The following is a 17,752-nucleotide window of genomic DNA, read 5'->3' as shown; positions in this document are numbered from 1 at the left end:
GAGGAAGCAGAAGAGCGTCGATTCTCGGCGCTTGGCAGGCTTTGCACAAAGGGATAAAAAGGATGGGTGGCATGATTAATACTCATCCTGAAACGTACCCGCCGAATTGGCTATATCCCCGCTACTGGAGCTTTTTGTATGTCCCGACGCCTTCCGCCGTTGTATGCCCTGCGCGCATTCGAAGCGGCAGCGCGACACAGCTCGTTCACCCGCGCGGCGGAAGAATTGTCGATCACCCAGAGCGCGGTCAGTCGGCACATGCGCACCCTTGAAGAACACTTCGCCTGCCGGCTGTTTCATCGCAGCGGGCGCAACCTGCAACTGACCGAATCGGCACGGCTGCTGCTACCCGGAATCCGCGAAGGCTTCGCCGCCCTTGAGCGCGCCTGCAATACCTTGCGTGCCGAGGACGACATCCTGCGCATGAAAGCGCCATCGACCCTGACCATGCGTTGGCTGCTGGCGCGGTTGAGTCGCTTCCGCCATTTGCAGCCGGGCAATGAGGTGCAATTGACCAGCGCGTGGATGGACATTGATTCGGTGGACTTCAACAATGAACCGTTCGATTGCGCGGTGTTGCTCAGTGACGGGCATTTCCCACCGGACTGGGAAGCGAGCCTGCTGTTTCCCGAGGAATTGATTCCGGTCGGCGCGCCGAACCTGCTCAATGACCAACCTTGGGATGTAGCGCGTCTTGCGACCGCCGAACTGCTGCACCCGACCCCGGATCGCCGCGATTGGCGCAGTTGGCTGGAGCGCATGGGCCTGTCCGATCAGGTCTCGCTCAAGGGCGGACAAGTGTTCGATACGCTGGAGCTGGGCATGATCGCGGCGGCGCGCGGCTACGGCGTTTCGATGGGGGATCTGTTGATGGTTGCCGAAGATGTTGCGCAAGGGCGCTTGAGCCTGCCGTGGCCTACGGCCGTCGCCAGTGGCCTGAATTATTACCTGGTCTGGCCAAAGCCGCGTCCGGGAGGTGAACGTTTGCGCCGCCTCAGCGATTTTCTGCAGAGCGAAGTCCGCGCCATGCAACTGCCGGCGGTGGCGCGCTTGAGCTGAAACGTTCGAGCCGGCACAATGCCACTACTGCGCCATACCCACGCAATGCGCTCAAGTATTCGGTTTTACCGCCGACTACGAGCTTGTGGAACCGTCGTGCCGGTTCCGCGTTACACCCCACTATTAGAATATTTTCCGGGCAATTACCGCGATCAAGGAGGATTCGGTGGCTCGGCCAGGAGCTGTTCATGTCTCAACCTCGTGCTCGGATCGCCTCGCAGCTGGGTCTTGCCCTTGCTGTGATACTGGCGATAGTCATCAGCGGCAGTACGGTGTTCGCCTTGCGTTCGCTGGATTCCGCCAACCTCGCCACCCGTGAAGAGCATCTGGCCAGTGAGGCCCGGCTGCTGGCCGATCAACTGAGTACCTTCCACGGTACGCTGCGCGAAAGCACCCTGCGCCTGAGCGGTCTGTTCGAAAAACGCTTCGGCAGTGGCCTGAGTGTGCACCCTGATCAGCCAGTGACCGTGGCCGGCGTGCAGACCCCGGGTCTGCATCTGGGCAACGAAGTGCTGAACAACAACTTCAAGGAAGTTGACGAGTTCAAGCAGATGACCGCCGGTGTGGCCACGGTATTCGTGCGCAGCGGCGAAGACTTCATTCGCGTCAGCACCAACGTCAGCAAGCAGGACGGCACCCGTGCCATCGGCACCGTGCTCGATCATGCCAACCCGGCCTACGCGAAGTTGATGGCGGGGCAGAGTTATGTCGGTCGCTCGCTGCTGTTCGAGCGCTACTACATGTCGCAGTACACACCGGTGCGCGATGCGGGCGGCAAGATCATCGCCGTGTTGTACGTAGGTTTCGATTACACCGACGCGCAGAACGCGCAGTTCGCCAATCTCAAGCGCTTCCGCATTGGCAAGACCGGCTCGCTGGCCCTGCTCGACGAGCAGAACAAATGGCTGGTGCCGATTGCCGGCGTCGAAAACCTGGATCAAGCCGCCCCGACCATCAACAACCTGGTGAAAACCCCGGGCAAGGGTGAGTTCTGGAGCGACAAGGGCGAGGACTTCTACAGCATCGCCGTGCCGTTTGAAGGTGGTCCGTGGTCGGTGGTGGCGAGCATGCCGAAAGCCGAGATCCGCGCGGTGACCTGGAGCGTCGGTACGCAACTGGCGATCGGCAGCCTGCTGGCGATGTTGCTTGCGGTCGGTTCCGTGGTCTGGCTGCTGCGCAGCAAACTCGCGCCGCTGGGCGATCTGGTGCGTCAGGCTGAGGCCTTGGGTGCTGGTGATCTGAGCGTGCGTCTGAACGTATCGAGCCACGATGAAATCGGACAGCTGTCCCGCGCGTTCAACCAGATGAGCCAGGCGCTGTCGACCATGGTCGAGCACATCCGCCGCGCCTCGGAAGAGGTCAACAGCCGTGCGCAGGCGCTGTCCGGTTTGTCCGGTGGTGCTTACGAAGGCATGGAGCAGCAGTCGGGCGAAATCACCAGCATGGCCGGCGCCGTGGAAGAGTTCAGCGCGACGTCGTTGAACATCGCCGACAACATGGGCGCGACCCAGCGCCTGGCGCAGGAAAACGCTCAGCAAACGCAGATCGGCCGCAGCTCGATGGAAGAAGCGTCGTCGTCGCTGGAGCAGATCGCCGGTGCGCTGAACAGCACCGCCAGCGTGATCAACACGCTGGGGCAGCGCTCTCAGGAAATCGGCGGAATTGTCGGTGTGATCACCTCGATCGCCGAGCAGACCAACCTGCTGGCACTCAACGCTGCCATCGAAGCCGCGCGTGCCGGTGAACAAGGTCGCGGTTTTGCCGTGGTCGCGGACGAAGTGCGCAGCCTCGCCTCGCGTACCCGTCAGGCGACCGATGAAATCTCCAGCATGATCCACAGCATCCAACAGGAAACCGGCAACGCGATCAGCACTATGGAACAGGGCAACGTGCTGATGCAGGAAGGCCTGTCGCGCAACGCCAATGTCGCCTCGGCGCTGGCGCGGATTGACGAGCAGAGCCGTTCGGCAGGCCAGCAGTTTGCTGCGATCACCACCGCCACTCAGGAACAAAGCAGCACTGCGACGTTGCTGAGCAGCAATTTGCAGAGCATCGCCTTGGCCAACAGCGAGCAGCGTGAGGTGGTGTCGAACCTGGCTGTCACCGCGAAAGAGCTGGAGAAGCTGGCGGCGGATCTGCGTTCCGAGGTTGACCGCTTCCGTTGATGCATCTTTGAAACAGCTATCGCGAGCAGGCTCGCTCCCACAGTAGTCGGCGTAATTCACAAATATTGTGAAGGCCCGATGTCCCTGTGGGAGCGAGCCTGCTCGCGAATGCTTTTCTCCCACCGCTTCTTTACACTTGCTGAAACGTTTCCGCAGCGCTATAAAAATGGCACAACTCCAATAAAGGCTGCTGCCATGACCCCGCTCAAACTCCTCGTCGCCCTCGGCGCATTCTCTGCCGCTTCTCATGCCATGGCTTGGGACTATGTCCTGCTCGACGCCAACACTCCGGCAAAAAACCGGACGATCACCAGTGAGCAACTCGGTGTAAAAACCGCCAAACCGTTTTCCGTGACCTTGCGTACTCTGCATGGCGGTCGTCAGGAGGGCGTCAGCATCGTCGACATCGATAACGGCACGATGAAACTCTCGGTGGTGCCAACCCGTGGCATGAACGTGTTGCAGGCTTCGGTGGGCGACGTGCGCATGGGCTGGGATTCGCCGGTCAAGGACGTGGTCAACCCAGCGTTCATCGAACTCAACGGTCGCGGTGGTCTGGGCTGGCTGGAAGGCTTCAATGAGCTGGTCACCCGTTGCGGTTACGAGTGGGTTGGCCATCCCGGCATGGACAACGGCGAACTGCTGACCCTGCACGGTCGCGCCGCCAACATCCCGGCCAGCACCGTCACTTTGCACATCGACGAGAAGCCGCCGTATGCCATCACGCTGCGTGGCGAGCTGAAAGAGCAGGCATTCAAGAAAGTCGATTTCTCGGTAGCGACCGAACTGGTCACCGAACCGGGCAGCGCAAGCTTCGCCCTTAACGACACCCTGACCAACAACGGCGACTATGCGAAGGAATATCAGGCGCTGTATCACAGCAATTTCAGCACGCCGTTTCTTGAGCAAGGGGCAAAATTCGCTGCGCCGGTGAAGCAGGTATCGCCGTTCAACGACAAGGCCAAGGGTGACCTGCCCGACTGGCAGACCTATCGCGGGCCAACCAAGGATTACGACGAAACCGTCTACAACGTCGTGCCTTACGCCGACGCCAAGGGCGACACCTTGACTGTGTTGCACAACAAGGCCGGTAGTCTCGGCGTATCCGTTGGCTTCAACACCGAGCAGTTGCCGGTGTTCTCGCTGTGGAAAAACACCGACACCCAGGGGCAGGGCTACGTCACCGGGCTGGAGCCTGGGACGAGTTTTTCCTATAACCGTCGCTATCAGCGGCCGTTGAATCTGGTGCCGACCATCGCCCCAAAACAGCACAAGCAGTTCCAGATCAGCTACAGCCTGTTGGCGGATAAAGCTGCGGTGGATAACGCCTTGAAGCGCGTGACCGAGATTCAGGCCGGGCGTGATACCGAAGTGCGTCAGGCACCGCTGGTTGATCTGACCGAGCATTAAGGTGTCGCCGGCCGGTATTGCAGTGCCTCGGCCAGATGCTCGCGGGTAATCGCATCGGCCTGCTCAAGATCCGCCAGTGTGCGCGCGACCTTGAGCAGGCGATGCGCCGAGCGCAGCGACAGGATTAGTCGCTCGCATGCCGCCTCCAGCCATTTCTCGTCAGCTGTGGATAACTTGCAGTGACGCTTGAGCCCCGGCAGATCGAGAAACGCATTGGCACAGCCCTGACGCTTCTGCTGTCGTTCGCGAGCCTCGGCCACCAGAGCCGCAGCGCTGGCGCTGTTTTCGCCGGGCTTGGCTGCCGGATTCAACGCGGTTGCCTCCCGCGCCACGGTCAGGTGCAGATCGATACGATCCAGCAGCGGCCCTGACAACTTGTTGCGATAGCGTTGGACCATATCCGGTGTGCACGAGCATTTGCCGCTGGGTTCGCCAAGATATCCACAGGGGCACGGATTCATCGCGGCAACCAATTGAAATCGCGCGGGGAAACGTACGCGATCCTTGGCCCGCGCGATGACGATATGTCCCGACTCCAAAGGCTCGCGTAAAACTTCCAACACCTTGCGATCAAACTCCGGCAACTCATCGAGAAACAGCACGCCGTGGTGGGCGAGGGTGATCTCGCCGGGTTGCGGTTTCGAGCTGCTGTGACATTTGGGAATAGATGCAACGCACCTACGCTGTGCTCCGCATTCTGACGTATGATTTACCCAAATATTATGCAACTCAAACCTATGAATAGGTGCAACTGGCCTCATTATGGATAGCAATAGCTGCAACCAGCCTCGGTTTTCAGTTGCAAGGCGCATAAAATCTACGACGCGAAGCCTTTCTGGAGTGTTCGCTTTTCGCGGACAGGGCGTTGCCTTTGAGTCCATGCTTGAGCGTGACTTCCTCAGTCGCATGGATTTCAGGAAGGATGTTCTGGCTGTCATTTCGCAGCCGGTGCAACTGGATTTCGTTGCTCGCAGCGGTCGATCCTATACCTATACCCCCGACTATCTTGTTCATTTCCACTCTCACACTCATCTGCGCCCCATGCTGGTAGAGGTCAAACCGGCTGAAAATTGGCGTGAGAATTGGCGCGACCTTTTGCCGAAATGGAAGGCAGCGTTGCGGTATGCGAAGGACCGAGGCTGGCGCTTCCACATCTATGACGAGTCGCGGATCAGAGGCCAGTCGCTGAAGAACATTCAGTATCTGGAACGGTTCAAGAATGCGGATTACGCCGATCAGGATTTGGACGCCATTATTCGTACGGTCTCTTTCAAGGGCATTGCATCGATCAGCTATCTCGTGGCACTGCACTTTCAAGGTGCTGAGGCCTTAGGCAAATCGCATATCTTTCATCTCATCGCGACCCGTCAGTTGGATTGCGATATTTCCGGGCCTCTGAGCGATTCGCTAGAAGTCATGGTGGCCGAATGAATGACTTCATGAGTGAACAGCCGAAGAGAGGCAAGATCGACCGGTCTTTCGTGAACATTGCGCCGGGCCAGCTTGCTTGCTTTCAAAAAGAGACCTTCCGGATAACCCAGGTACTGGATTTCCAATCCGTGCTTGCGATTAACGTGGAAACCGGGCAGCCGAAGGTTTTGCAAGTCGGCGAGCTCAAACCGTTTCTTGGAGACAAGGTAAGAGGGCCTTACGCCGATTACGATCTTGAGGATATCGGTGCCGAGGAATGGGCCATTGCGCAGAAACGGTACGCGGTCATCGCACCTCTGCTGGGCATTGAAGGGCAATCGCGAAGCGTGGTCGAGCAGCGCGCGAAAGATGCCAGTGTTGATACCGTCACGGTGTACAGGTGGCTGCGCCGCTACAAAGAGCAAGGCGAAGTTACTGCACTGATTCCGCTCAAGCGTGGCTGGGGTAAAGGTCGGTCCAGGATCTCGGAAGGCGTCGAGAAGATTATTGCCGAGACCATTGATGACTTTTACCTGACCGAACAGCGCCCGGATGTTGCCTCGACGGTTTATGAAGTCAGAAAACGTTGTAAAGCACTAAATCTGTCACCTCCGACCGTATCGACAGTACAGGCGCGCATCAAGAACATCCCTGATCGGACCCGTTTGCGAAGACGTGGCGACAGAGAGCTCGCGGGCAATAAATATGACCCGCGTCCTGGTGGGCTCAACACTGAGTACCCGCTCCAGATCGTACAAATCGACCATACGCCGGCTGACATGATCATTGTCGATGATGTCCACCGACGTCCTATCGGTCGTCCGTGGCTGACACTGGCAATCTGTGTGTACTCGCGAATGGTGACCGGCTACTACCTCTCGATGGATGCTCCTTCTGCGGTCTCGGTAGCAATGTGTGTTGTGCACTCCATTCTGCCCAAGGAAAAGTGGCTGGCACTTCACGGGGTCGATGCTGAATGGCCGGTGTGGGGAAAAATGGGCACTTTGCACAGTGACAACGGTGCTGACTTCAAGACCAATAGCCTTGTGCAGTCCTGTGTGAACCACAATATCCGCCGTGACTTCAGGCCAAAGAAAAACCCGCAATGGGGCGGACACATTGAGCGCTGGATGGGCACGTTCGCCGGCATCAACAAAAAAGACCGGGGCGCAACCTTTAGCAATCCTACCGAGCGCCGAGAGTACGACTCTGAGAAGCAGTCGATCTATACGTTCGCCGAATACGAGCAGCGGTTGGTCAGAAACCTCATCAAGTACAACAACAAATTCCATGAAGAGATCGACATGGCGCCGATCAAGAAATGGAATCTGGCATTCTTCGGGGATAAAGAGCACGACCCGATTGTGCCGCTACCGCCTAGGGTCGCGGATCCGTGGGGTTTCCAACTCGACTTCTTGCCTGCGACGCTGAGAACCATCCACCCCTATGGCGTGGAAATGGACGCGATGTATTTCGCTGAAGCACTGCGGCCGTGGATAGGTGCAACCGATCCTAAAACAGGCAAGGCTCGAAAATTCCTTTTTCGGCGCGACCCTCGTGACATCAATCGAATCTGGTTCTACGACCCGGCGTTGAAAGAACACTTTGAGGTGCCGATCATTCGTGGCAGATACGCCGGCGTAACGGTGGGCGAGTACGTCAACGCCAAGAAAAAAGCGAGGAAGGCCGGCCGCGACGCGGTCAACCACGACGTTATCGAACGGATGTTGGACGAAAACAAACAGCAGGAAACTGAGGCTGCCGTGCGCACCAAACAGGCCCGCAAAAGTGTTCAGAAGCGGACGAACAACACCAAACAAACTACGCCGGCTCGGCCCACGCCGCACGTCGAGCCCAAGTTTCCACCTATTGGATTACCTGAATCCCCGCAACTGTTGTCGGTGGATGAAGTGGACACCTTTGGAGAAGTCTGGTGACCAATTACGCCCATATCACACCGCAGTTCAGAGACGTGATGGAAAAGTCCGATCTTGATCGGCTCGCATTTTTGGATGAGCCTCGATGGGTTGATTACCAGGCTGCTAACAATCTGATGGACATCCTCAATGGCCTGCTTCGCAAGCCCGAGCGTCCTCGCATGCCAAACCTCATGCTTGTCGGTGAGTCCAATACGGGCAAAACCACGGTGGTCACCCGGTTCAAGGAGCTATCAGGGCAGCCCTACATCAGCGACGATGCGGTCAGCGTGCGGCCGGTGATTTGCGCTGAAGTTCACAAGCCCGATGAGCGAGAGCTGTATAACGCCATCCTTCGAGAGTTCTGGGCACCTCACAACCCAGTGGCACCGCTGGAAAAGCTTCGTCATCAGGCTATTCATCTCTTGCGTGATGCGCGTACTCGCATGCTCATTCTTGACGAAGTGCATACGATCAACAACGGATCGGCTGCCAAGCGCATGGATGTCATGAACGAATTGAAGATGCTGTCGAACATCCTACACATTCCTTTGGTGTTGGTCGGCACTCGAACAGCACTTCAGCTACTGGTCCTGGATTCGCAGTACTCAAGTCGGTTTGAGGTAGTTTCATTGCCCAACTGGTCAGTGAATGCCGAGTTCCAGCGTTTCCTGAAAAGCTTTGAGTCAGTGCTCCCGCTTAGATCCGCTTCAAAACTGTACTCGCCGGAGCTCACCCCGCTCATTCACGCTATCTCTAATGGCAACACGGGCAACATCGAATACCTTTTACGTGAGTGTGCAAGGGAGGCGATTCGAAACGGTTCGGAAGTGATTGACCGTCGACTGCTTGAGAAAAACCAATGGATGCGTCCTACCAGTGCAGATGGGGTGCGGGAGCGAGTCCTGTAAATCCGGTCTGGCCGATGGTGCCAGCTCTTCTGCAAGACGAAGTTATCTCATCCTGGCTAATGCGATGTGCTTTGGCCCAAGGTTGCGATGCAACGACGCTCACAGGCGAGGTCTGGCCAAGGCTGAGGTACTGGTGCAGCGATCCGGACAGAGAGTTATCTATTGAAAATTTGCTGCACCTGACTCGCCTTGCTGGCATTCCGGCAGCGGCGTTTCAGGCGGCCACTTTACAGCCGCTATATCAATTGATGACCGGAACTGCGGAATTCCCAAGGGGAATAGCGCCTTGGTTTCTCTGTCTGGGGTGCCGAAATCGACGTCGGAGCGGCGGCCTTCAATACTGCCCAAAATGCTTCAAGGAACGAATTCCTCATTACTTGGTACAGGATCGGCTGGCCTGGCACAGCGCATGTCCGCTGCACCGGGTGACCCTGCTGGACCGCTGTGAATGCTGCCATGCGCCGTTATGCCCTCATCTGCTTGCTCCACCTGAGCAGACGCTAGGTCGGTGTCATCGCTGCGGATATGAGCTGGGCTTCGCTTCAACCGAGATAGCACCGATCAATGCTCTGAGTTTCCAGCTTGCGGCAGATGAGCTGTTTTCCAAACCTACCCTGCGCTATGGCGAGAACCATCTGCTTCTGACTGAATGGTTTGCTCTGTCGCGATGGATGATTGGTATATTGCGCACCGCCGCACGTACACCCAGCCCCTGCACGGAGATTTTTTTCCGTGAGCTTGGTGTGAACCTGGCCGAACTTAGGCCTCCACCAACGGGGTTGCCATTCGAGTATTTGTCACCCGTGGACCGCGCAGGCCTCTTGGCCCACGTCTGGAGCATGCTGGAGGTCGGTCCCGAGCGATTGATGGCCGTGACCGAGCGTGAGCGCGTCCGCCCATCGCTGTTGCTGCCGCGCTCGGGAGAGTTACCGGCCTCACTTGCCAGGCTTGGTGCAGTGCTGAAAAGCAGTCGACGCCGTAACTACAACTTCGTCCAAGTCGGAAACCCGCGCTCTGTGAAAAGCGTGTTGATGAGATGGCAACGATTGCTTAGGAAGTTTCAACGATGACGCCTCCGGAACTGCCGCTGAAATGCGATGAATGCCAAGGCATCGCATCGAAGATTCACCGGATCCACAAGGGGCGGCGATTCTGCAGCACGTGCTATGCCCGACTGTTCAAGCGCCGATTGTGTTTTGGCTGTGGCAATTTCGGCCGGCTCCCCGTATTTGAAAAGGACGCCAAATGCATCCGCTGCGAGTCGAAAGCGCCCTGTGTACGGTGTAAGAAGACCGGAAAGCCGGTCGGATTGATGACGGTCTATGGCCCGGCATGTGCCAGCTGTGCACATCACTTTTCCGAACCTGAGCCTTGCCAGCGATGCGGCAAGCTATCAACAAAATTAACCCGAGTCCTAGCGATCAATCCCGATGTTCGCTGCTGCGCTCAATGCGCACGGGCCGGCGCGGCCACATGCCCGGATTGCCGGCATCACCGTTTCTTGATCCAGTGCGACGATGGTCTCATGCGGTGTAAATTGTGCGCTGAAAAAGGCGAAGTTCAGTGTGTCAGCTGCACCCGGTTGATGCCGGCGGGACGCAAAAACGAATGCGAGACCTGCGCTTGGGAAAAGAGCCTTGATCGTCGCGCGCATATTCATGCCGAACTGTTCGCCCATGCCAGCACGCGTCAACGCTTCAATGAGTTCTGCCTGTGGCTCAAAAACCAGATGGGGGCTCAGAAGGCGGCCCTGAAACTCAAACATTACGTACCCTTTTTCAGCTTCCTGGATGCGCATCCCATTGGATTACCCTCGTACGTTTTCCTGCTCGAACATTTCGGTGCAGAAGGGCTTCGTAGGATGCAGACCCCAATGCTATGGCTCAATGCGCGGTACGGTGTCGCGGCAGATGAGCAATTGCGCAACGAACATTCTGAAAAACGCAGAATTCAAGAGCTGATCGAGTCGACGCCCGCCGGCGTTGGCTTGGAAGCACTGCTGGGTTACCGAGAGTATCTTCGGGCCAAACAAGGCGACGGATCTACGTCGATCAGTTCTGTTCGGCTCTCCTTGCGTGCCGCGAAAAACGTGTTGGCTTCAGCTTCACAGCAGTTCGATACGTTGCCCACGCAGAAGACGGTGACGGCATATCTCACTCAGTCGCCGGGACAGCGTGCCACCGCGCAGGGCTTCATTGGTTACCTGAATCGCACCAATGGACTCAGCCTTACAACAGAACTCAGCGAGCGTGCGGTAGCAAGGGCGAAAAATCGTAAGCTGGAGGCCACGCTATATAACTTGTACTACACCGGAGGCGAAGGGGAAGCCTACGAGCGTGCGTGGATCAAGGCCGCACTGATGCTGTTGCACGGGTTGAGGAGCGTGAACAAGAAGACGTTCTCGTATAGCGCTCTCGTGGTGCAGGGAGTCGCTGGTTTTAATGTTGTGATCAACGACCAAACGTATTGGATACCTAGCTCTATTTCCGGAACTTCCTTGTTAAGTGATCCTATGATCTGAGGCAGATTGATATCAGATCGATGGAGATGGGGCACAAATCGAAGGCTACATGCCCAATGGACTTGAGCATCCATTTCCATTTTTTGCCGATGGCGCTTTAGATTCCGCTACCCAAACGGATGGAGCGGCCGTTGCAATTTTGCGATGAGTATTTTTGCGATGCGCGATGTTGCTGGGGATCCCAGGTGTATCAAAATTACGGAGTTTATGTTCGGAGCATAAACTCCCTAATTTCAGTACATATCTCCGTCTCTGATCAGATGAGCGTGATACCCAAGCGGTAGAAGGCGTAGAAGATCGTTGTGTCGACGTCGGAGTGATGCCGGAAGATGTTGTGCGGATGTCTCAACGGTGTTTTCAGATTTCCGAAGTTACCGTTGGCAAACCGGATTTCAGCGCAAATTCTGGAGATCTCGACCAGCGCCTCGGCTTCGTTGTTAATTTCTACCAGAAGTCCTGAAATTTTCTCTTCACCGTACACGGTGCCTTTTCGAATTTTCTTGCGCTGGAGTTCAAACAGGTAGAAAGAGCGGCCGCTGATCTTGATGCGCGCAACCAATATTCCTCGTCGACGGTTGGCATTTTCTTTGTATGCCAGCCATGTTCGATTCTTATCCTTTGGAGCCTCGGACTGGGTAAAGGCTGGCAGTGCCAGCAATCTGAAGTCTGCGCTCTGCACGAAACCCTGGCGCTCTGACTGCCAAGCCAAGCTAGAGAAGCGGTTTTTGCCCCGGTAGAATTGAAGCGCCTCCCATACAGCTTGAAGTGCCCCTCCATCTCCCAGGATGTGCTTTGCGACTGCAGTGAATTTGCCGACGCCTTTGTTGTAGCCCTGCGGGTCTCCAGTGGAAAACACCTTGGCCGTTCCCGTCGGGATCAGAATGGCCTTTTTATTTGAAAGCGATCGCTCGTCAAATGACACGGTATGCGGGCATTTTGGCCCGAGGATTTGAAATCCAGGGTCAGGTTTTGACCATCGAGCAGATTTTTGATCGGGTTCCTGACGGTCGGTGATCACAAACGGATCTTGTGGCTTTGTCGCTTCAATCTTGACCCTCATCGTGTCGAGAAAGGCCGGATCTTGTTCAGTATCAACCTTGGAGTATTTGACCCGGCTTATCTCGTAGGGATGATCCTGCGGCTGACTCATGCCTGTGACTTCGTAGCACAGAAATGTGGTGTGATTGTTGATCCAGCGGCCACGAACCTTGACCCTGGCGGGGCCCTGAAACCAAGGCTTAACCTGCAGGCTCGTTTCCTTCATGTGCTTGCCGTAAGCATTGTCCAGTGCGGCGTAGAGCAGCTTGGCGGCGTCTTCGGTATATTTGTTGTATAGGGCGTGTGCGAGAAACAGCCCATCGTCGTCCGGAACATTGGGGTGTGGCTTAACAAGCCACGTGTTGGGATCTTTGTGGGTGTCGGCATAGAGAAGCTCTCGCACCTTGGGCCACGGGTAGGTCGTCAGTACCCGGGCCATGTCCGACGTGCTGCCATAACACCGGTACAGAAACTCAATACAGGGGATCAGGAGGTTTTTGCCTTTCGGTAGGGGGAAGCTGAGAAACTCAGTCAGCACCTTGTCCGTTGGCTGGCTTCTAAGCGGATAATCAGTCTTGAAATAGGGAACGGGTTGGTGATTGCCTTGGATACTGACGTAGGACCAGACACCTTCAGTGAAATCCACAGAAAACTCTTTGTCTTTACCCAGGTCGGTTTCGGCAATGCACTTTCCACCTTGCCAAATGGTCCCCAGGCGAAAACTTCCCAAACGGCTTACGCCGATCAATGCAGGCGTCACGCCGGCAGGCTCATCGTTGCGGTCTAAAAACCGAAAGATGACCTCCACGACCGGTATGCTTTCAGCATCGAAGTTTTTTCTAATGCGTTCGTAAGACCAGACCACCACTGTTCCATTGCGGATGTGCCTGATGGCATCGCCGTCTTCGGTAGTGCAAAGATTGTCGCGGGGAGGAACTCGCTTAATTCGATGAAACAATTCGCAACTCCGAATATGCAGGAGCATCAAGCTCGTCGCTGATTAATGGCTGACTAAGCGTGGACTCGCGCATATCGTCCTGAGTGTTTGAAGCTCCGCCAGAGAGGCTGTACGTTACCTGCAAAAAAGGGTCAGCACCAAGTCGGCACCTCATGCAGTCCGATCATTTTCTTCAGGATCTCTGCAAACAGGGTCAGAACGACATCCCTTCCGATGCTTGAGCAAGAAGCTCCTCCACCTGACGGGATCCAACGGTTGTGGAGAGCATCTCAATCGGGCTTTTGCCCGAGAAATGGGACTTCGGTTTGGACAGCCAGCGCATAGCCTTGTCAGTGTCACCAAAAAAGGACTCGGCTAAGGCAATGGTGTGTGCCAGGCGAAACAGGTGATCACTTTGGCTCGCGGTTAGTCGCTCAACTGTGGCCAACTTTGTTTTAAGCGCTGGGGTGGGAAGGATTGCGTTCAAAGTACCGGGGCTGATGAGCCCTAAGTCGCTCATTGCCGTAAGGGTGGTCGCCTCAACGCCAGCGTCGATAATCTCGTGAATTTGCTGTGCAGTCGCGTCGACGGGGATATTGAGAAGAACCTTCATGCGGTTTCGATAGCTGTCATCGGCTTGGGCGCGTAAGACGTCGGTGGGCCTTGGAGCATCAAGCATCTTCGAGCGTACGGGTGTCAGGATGATCGTGTCGCCGGCGACGGTGATAGCCAGCTCATCCCCGATGCCCAGACCCATTTCCTGCAATAGGGCAGCAGGTAAATCGACAATGACATCGCCACTGCCATCATGGGTGGCCTGGGCCTGAACGGACCAGTGTCTGTCTTTCTTCATATCATCCACCTGACGTGCAGTCTGCGAGAAAGGATGCCCTATCCTCGCGCGCGCAACGGCATCTGTCATGGATAAAATAGCATTCGCAGGATGCCAGGGCTTGAATGCGATAAGTGGTCCACTCAGTGCTAGGCCCGCAGACGCTGGCTGTTTCTCACTCAACTCAGACTCAGTAAATCACTCAGCGTAATGCTCTGGCGCGTGCCCGTGCCGAGCAGGACGTACAGCGTATTTCTTGTGAAAAAGAGCCCTTCGTGTTCGTATCTCAGTTGAAACGTGCTGCGTACCCAGTCTCCTCGGTTAAAGCGCTCGCGACTGTCGACCACGACGTTGCGCGCATAGACCAGCACTGGTTCGAGGCCACGGGAGCGTAAAGCGTCATACTCCTCACCGCAGGGTTCCAGCTCCAGCAAGGTCCAATCCCGCACCAGACAGTACGAATACTCGCCAAAATTGCTTTGTACAAAGTCGATTGCATCTTCAGCTGACAAATCGCATCCGTTGATGGTCTCTCCTTGCCCACTCAAGAGTTGCTGTAGCCTTAAGAGATCCATTCGCGCATGCCCTCTTAGAGAGTTCTCGTTCAACTGAGCGCGGGCGGTTGTTCAGCGGTACCGCTGGAGCTCCTCGGATTGATGGTGAAAGCGTGTCCTGTCGATTGTCAAACAGGCCTGTTAGGTACCCTCGTGATACGGCGATGGCTTATACGATTGGGCGTCCCGGCTATTTGCAACTCGGCATTTTTTCAGTGTGCTTTCTACAGACCGGCTTGCGCGAGCCGTCCAGATAATCTCCGAACGGCTGGTGCGTTATGTCCTAACAGCTACGCGCGATCGCCACCCTCATCTGCGGCGTCAAGTAATTTTTCCAGCGCTTCATAGCCTTCGTCGCGGCGCATGAGGAAGCCGATGACATCATCGGCATCGAATCTGAATGGCTCAGATTCCAGGACTGTCCTGAAAAACGTGTTTGCTAAAACGATACCGCCTTGATTCAGCCAGGGCTCTGCTTTTCTACCATCGAGTTGATCAAAAAATACCGATAAAACCGCAGTCGCCAATGGGCGCATTTCGCTGGAAGAGGAGGAAAGCTCCCAATGCCAGCGTCCTTTGGTAGGGCAAAACGTTAGGCAATCATCGTTCAGCATGTAGTTCCAATTGTTGCTTTCCCACATCCACGGCGCGGGCTGAAGCATACTTGGAGGGGTGCCTTCTCTATAGACGGTCACTTCATGGTTTCGACCATTACCCCAAACCTCGACCGGTCGCGCTTGGAAATATTTGAGGGCGCGCTCGCGTAGTTTGAAGGCTGCCAGTCGAGCATTGACGCCACTTTGCACCTGCGCAGGTGTCCTACCCTCGGCCACTTCCATCACTGCCGTTCCGATATCAATGTTCAGTTGATGCAGAGGTTGCAGATCCAGGTAAAGGCGTCCGATTAAAGGCTCAGGCAGCTGGTCAGCACACCCCGCTTCTAGGATGACCGGCACAATCCGCACGCCCGGTTCATTAGCGATCTCGGCAAGCATTTTCAGCTCACGGTGCAAACCTGAACCTTTCTGTTGGGCGGCTCTGATGTAGTCCTGATCACACAAGCATAAGATCTGGACTGGCCGCTTGGACAAGGCTTTGGCAATAACGCCATCGATTGAATCTCCGTAGGCGATGCTGTCCCTATCCCAAAATACGTCATGGTTCCAACTGATTTGGGTAAGGACACGTTGGCGAACCCACTCTTTGTTCTCAAACCCGTTGCCCCATGCGTAGGAGAGGAAGATGTGGCCACGGTTTTCTACTTCAGTCATTTTTCGGAGTCTTCTGTAACAAGGGAGCGACATCACCAGGTCACTGGTCTGGGGTGACGAATTGCTATGCACACGTCAACAAAAAGACCTTACCGAGGAATGGTGAAGGCTAAAAGCTATCATGTTGGAAATTATTGAGCTTTATTGCGGGTGGTTGTTCGAGTCTTGCCTGATTTGTAGCGGATGAGGCGGCCAGCAAACAGCGTCAGCTGCGCACTGAGCCACTGTCTCCGTTGCCAGTTACTTTTCTTTCTCTGAATAGAGTCTATAAATATTTTATTGATAGGCGAAAATAAACTCACTTTGCAGTGTCCGAAAAATTTCGGCACTCCCCTCAGTGTTAATTACCAAGCCTAAAGTTAGTTTTAGGCCGAAAGCTCTATCGCGACGATCAATATTTTTTGTTTGCGTTATTAACAATCATGATGTTTTAACAGTCTGACTATCTCTCGATGCGGGTGCTTGAACGCAGTTTTTACAGCTGCTGCCGCTCGTCGTTTTATTCAATAAAACCAAGAAAAACCGAGAGAAATACTGGACAAAAACCCACCGTAGGCGATACTCTTGTGTATAACTTAATGTGAGGAGTTTTAAAGACTCTTTACGCTAAAAAATGGAATGGAGTCCTCATATGTTAGCTCGCAATAATTCAGCCTTTTAGTTGCACTGCTTAGGGCAGGAATTGGTTTCATGAGTTGACGACTCTGAGAAACAACCTTATGGCAGGATATGTAAAATGGCGAATGGAAAAGTACTCAGGCAACTTGTAAAGGCGGGTGCTATCGGAGATCTGGCGGCGTTCCGTCGTGCCTCTGAAGCTATCATCGAAGAAGAGCGCCAAAAACAACATCACTTATTGGCAAACGATTTAGAGCAGATCCTCTATGGGGGGGATATGCATGTTCAGTCTGCACGTAAACCGCAGTTTACTGCGGACATTCCTGTGGACAAGGAACGTGGACTTCCTTTGCTCGATATCAGGCCACCCAAGCGATCGCTGGAGGAGATCATCCTCCCTGAAAGCAGCGCCTTGATGATCGACGAGATGTTGGAAGAACATCGACGTGCAGAGGTACTTCGTAGCTATGGCATGAAGCCGTCAGGCAAAGTGATTTTCTTTGGCCCGCCTGGATGCGGCAAGTCCTTGGCTGCTGAAGTCATTGCTTTCGAACTGGATCGCCCTCTGGCAATTGTTCGTCTCGATGCATTGGTCTCTTCGTTTCTGGGTGAAACAGCAGCGAATTTGCGCAAGGTCTTTGATTTCATTGCGAAACATCAATTTATCGTTCTTTTCGACGAGTTTGATGCCATTGGGAAAGAGCGTGGTGATAGTGGTGAGCACGGCGAGCTACGACGCGTAGTTAACGCGGTGTTGCAGATGATGGACGCCTACGACGGGCAGAGCCTTATTCTGGCAGCAACTAACCACGAGAATATTCTGGATTCGGCGATTTGGCGCCGGTTTGATGACGCCATTGAGTTTCCGTTGCCTGATCACAAGCAGCTGATGGCATTGTTACAGCTGAAATTGCGAGGGACTCGTCGTCAGTTCGAACTGGATGATCCCGAGTTGCTAAAAGAATTCGATGGAAAAAGCGGTGCGGATGTGGAACGTGTTGTCCGGCGCGCTGTGAAGCGTATGATATTGCGTAATCAGGAGTTCCTCACGATCAAAGAACTACGTAATGCACTGGTGCGGGAGGGACTTCGCAAGCACTAACCAGCTAT

Annotated in this window: 13 protein-coding genes and 1 pseudogene; 9 read left to right on the top strand and 5 right to left on the bottom strand. The window is 55.2% G+C overall.

Annotated features, from left to right (window positions below):
• Nucleotides 1-138 precede the first annotated feature (138 nt).
• The 3 genes from NF676_RS26545 (at nt 139) to NF676_RS26535 (ending at nt 4,634) form a co-directional block, all read left to right on the top strand.
• Nucleotides 139-1,059, top strand: coding sequence for a LysR substrate-binding domain-containing protein (locus NF676_RS26545; protein ID WP_236167765.1), 921 nt, complete (start codon nt 139-141; stop codon nt 1,057-1,059).
• A 188-nt stretch (nt 1,060-1,247) separates the two neighbouring features.
• The gene (locus NF676_RS26540; RefSeq protein WP_016772578.1) at nt 1,248-3,224 is read left to right on the top strand and encodes a methyl-accepting chemotaxis protein; all 1,977 of its coding nucleotides are present in this window, start codon (nt 1,248-1,250) and stop codon (nt 3,222-3,224) included.
• A gap of 195 nt (nt 3,225-3,419) precedes the next feature.
• Complete coding sequence (locus NF676_RS26535; protein WP_150742921.1) at nt 3,420-4,634, top strand: aldose 1-epimerase family protein; 1,215 nt, start codon at nt 3,420-3,422, stop codon at nt 4,632-4,634.
• On the opposite strand, the pseudogene NF676_RS26530 reads toward NF676_RS26535, so the two are convergent.
• Nucleotides 4,631-5,278: pseudogene (locus tag NF676_RS26530) on the bottom strand (ATP-binding protein); the annotation flags it as partial. The gene NF676_RS26535 and the pseudogene NF676_RS26530 overlap by 4 nt on opposite strands.
• 235 nt (nt 5,279-5,513) lie before the next feature.
• Here NF676_RS26530 and NF676_RS26525 point away from each other — a divergent pair.
• The 5 genes from NF676_RS26525 to NF676_RS26505 are packed head-to-tail and all read left to right on the top strand — an operon-like array spanning nt 5,514 to nt 11,392.
• Nucleotides 5,514-6,065 carry a TnsA endonuclease N-terminal domain-containing protein gene (locus tag NF676_RS26525; RefSeq protein WP_252887003.1) on the top strand — a complete coding sequence of 184 codons (552 nt, stop codon included), beginning with the start codon at nt 5,514-5,516 and terminating at the stop codon, nt 6,063-6,065.
• Nucleotides 6,062-7,981 (top strand): TnsB C-terminal domain-containing protein, encoded by a 1,920-nt coding sequence (locus tag NF676_RS26520; RefSeq protein WP_252887002.1) that lies wholly within the window; start codon nt 6,062-6,064, stop codon nt 7,979-7,981. Before NF676_RS26525 ends, NF676_RS26520 begins: the two co-directional genes overlap by 4 nt.
• Nucleotides 7,978-8,871, top strand: a complete 894-nt coding sequence (locus NF676_RS26515; protein WP_252887001.1) for a TniB family NTP-binding protein — start codon at nt 7,978-7,980, stop codon at nt 8,869-8,871. Before NF676_RS26520 ends, NF676_RS26515 begins: the two co-directional genes overlap by 4 nt.
• Nucleotides 8,823-9,941, top strand: coding sequence for a TniQ family protein (locus NF676_RS26510; protein WP_252887000.1), 1,119 nt, complete (start codon nt 8,823-8,825; stop codon nt 9,939-9,941). Before NF676_RS26515 ends, NF676_RS26510 begins: the two co-directional genes overlap by 49 nt.
• Complete coding sequence (locus tag NF676_RS26505; RefSeq protein ID WP_252886999.1) at nt 9,938-11,392, top strand: hypothetical protein; 1,455 nt, start codon at nt 9,938-9,940, stop codon at nt 11,390-11,392. Before NF676_RS26510 ends, NF676_RS26505 begins: the two co-directional genes overlap by 4 nt.
• A gap of 256 nt (nt 11,393-11,648) precedes the next feature.
• Here the strand turns inward: NF676_RS26505 and NF676_RS26500 are convergent, their stop codons facing one another.
• From NF676_RS26500 to NF676_RS26485, 4 genes are all read right to left on the bottom strand, one after another.
• The gene (locus tag NF676_RS26500; protein ID WP_252886998.1) at nt 11,649-13,388 is read right to left on the bottom strand and encodes a hypothetical protein; all 1,740 of its coding nucleotides are present in this window, start codon (nt 13,386-13,388) and stop codon (nt 11,649-11,651) included.
• Between the two features lie 193 nt (nt 13,389-13,581).
• Nucleotides 13,582-14,220, bottom strand: a complete 639-nt coding sequence (locus NF676_RS26495) for an antitoxin Xre/MbcA/ParS toxin-binding domain-containing protein (protein WP_252886997.1) — start codon at nt 14,218-14,220, stop codon at nt 13,582-13,584.
• A gap of 158 nt (nt 14,221-14,378) precedes the next feature.
• Entirely contained in the window at nt 14,379-14,711 is a 333-nt protein-coding gene (locus tag NF676_RS26490) for a DUF6957 family protein (RefSeq protein WP_252886996.1), read from the bottom strand.
• Nucleotides 14,712-15,043: 332 nt separating this feature from the next.
• Nucleotides 15,044-16,024 (bottom strand): toll/interleukin-1 receptor domain-containing protein, encoded by a 981-nt coding sequence (locus NF676_RS26485; RefSeq protein ID WP_252886995.1) that lies wholly within the window; start codon nt 16,022-16,024, stop codon nt 15,044-15,046.
• A gap of 736 nt (nt 16,025-16,760) precedes the next feature.
• On the opposite strand from NF676_RS26485, the gene NF676_RS26480 reads away from it, so the two are divergent.
• Nucleotides 16,761-17,744 (top strand): AAA family ATPase, encoded by a 984-nt coding sequence (locus tag NF676_RS26480; RefSeq protein WP_252886994.1) that lies wholly within the window; start codon nt 16,761-16,763, stop codon nt 17,742-17,744.
• Nucleotides 17,745-17,752: the final 8 nt, after the last annotated feature.

The organism is Pseudomonas siliginis (genome assembly GCF_024072275.1).
GTDB classification, from domain to species: Bacteria; Pseudomonadota; Gammaproteobacteria; order Pseudomonadales; family Pseudomonadaceae; genus Aquipseudomonas; species Aquipseudomonas siliginis.
Note: the sequence above shows the minus strand (reverse complement) of the source record. Positions and strands in the feature narration are given on the sequence as shown.

Bases quoted from the DNA above. Each gene is read 5' to 3' on its own strand.
- NF676_RS26505 (WP_252886999.1), top strand. From the start codon at position 9,938: ATGACGCCTCCGGAACTGCCGCTGAAATGCGATGAATGCCAAGGCATC.
- NF676_RS26510 (WP_252887000.1), top strand. From the start codon at position 8,823: ATGGATGCGTCCTACCAGTGCAGATGGGGTGCGGGAGCGAGTCCTGTA.
- NF676_RS26520 (WP_252887002.1), top strand. From the start codon at position 6,062: ATGAATGACTTCATGAGTGAACAGCCGAAGAGAGGCAAGATCGACCGG.
- NF676_RS26495 (WP_252886997.1), bottom strand. From the start codon at position 14,220: ATGAAGAAAGACAGACACTGGTCCGTTCAGGCCCAGGCCACCCATGAT.
- NF676_RS26525 (WP_252887003.1), top strand. From the start codon at position 5,514: ATGCTTGAGCGTGACTTCCTCAGTCGCATGGATTTCAGGAAGGATGTT.
- NF676_RS26485 (WP_252886995.1), bottom strand. From the start codon at position 16,024: ATGACTGAAGTAGAAAACCGTGGCCACATCTTCCTCTCCTACGCATGG.
- NF676_RS26540 (WP_016772578.1), top strand. From the start codon at position 1,248: ATGTCTCAACCTCGTGCTCGGATCGCCTCGCAGCTGGGTCTTGCCCTT.
- NF676_RS26535 (WP_150742921.1), top strand. From the start codon at position 3,420: ATGACCCCGCTCAAACTCCTCGTCGCCCTCGGCGCATTCTCTGCCGCT.
- NF676_RS26545 (WP_236167765.1), top strand. From the start codon at position 139: ATGTCCCGACGCCTTCCGCCGTTGTATGCCCTGCGCGCATTCGAAGCG.
- NF676_RS26480 (WP_252886994.1), top strand. From the start codon at position 16,761: ATGGCGAATGGAAAAGTACTCAGGCAACTTGTAAAGGCGGGTGCTATC.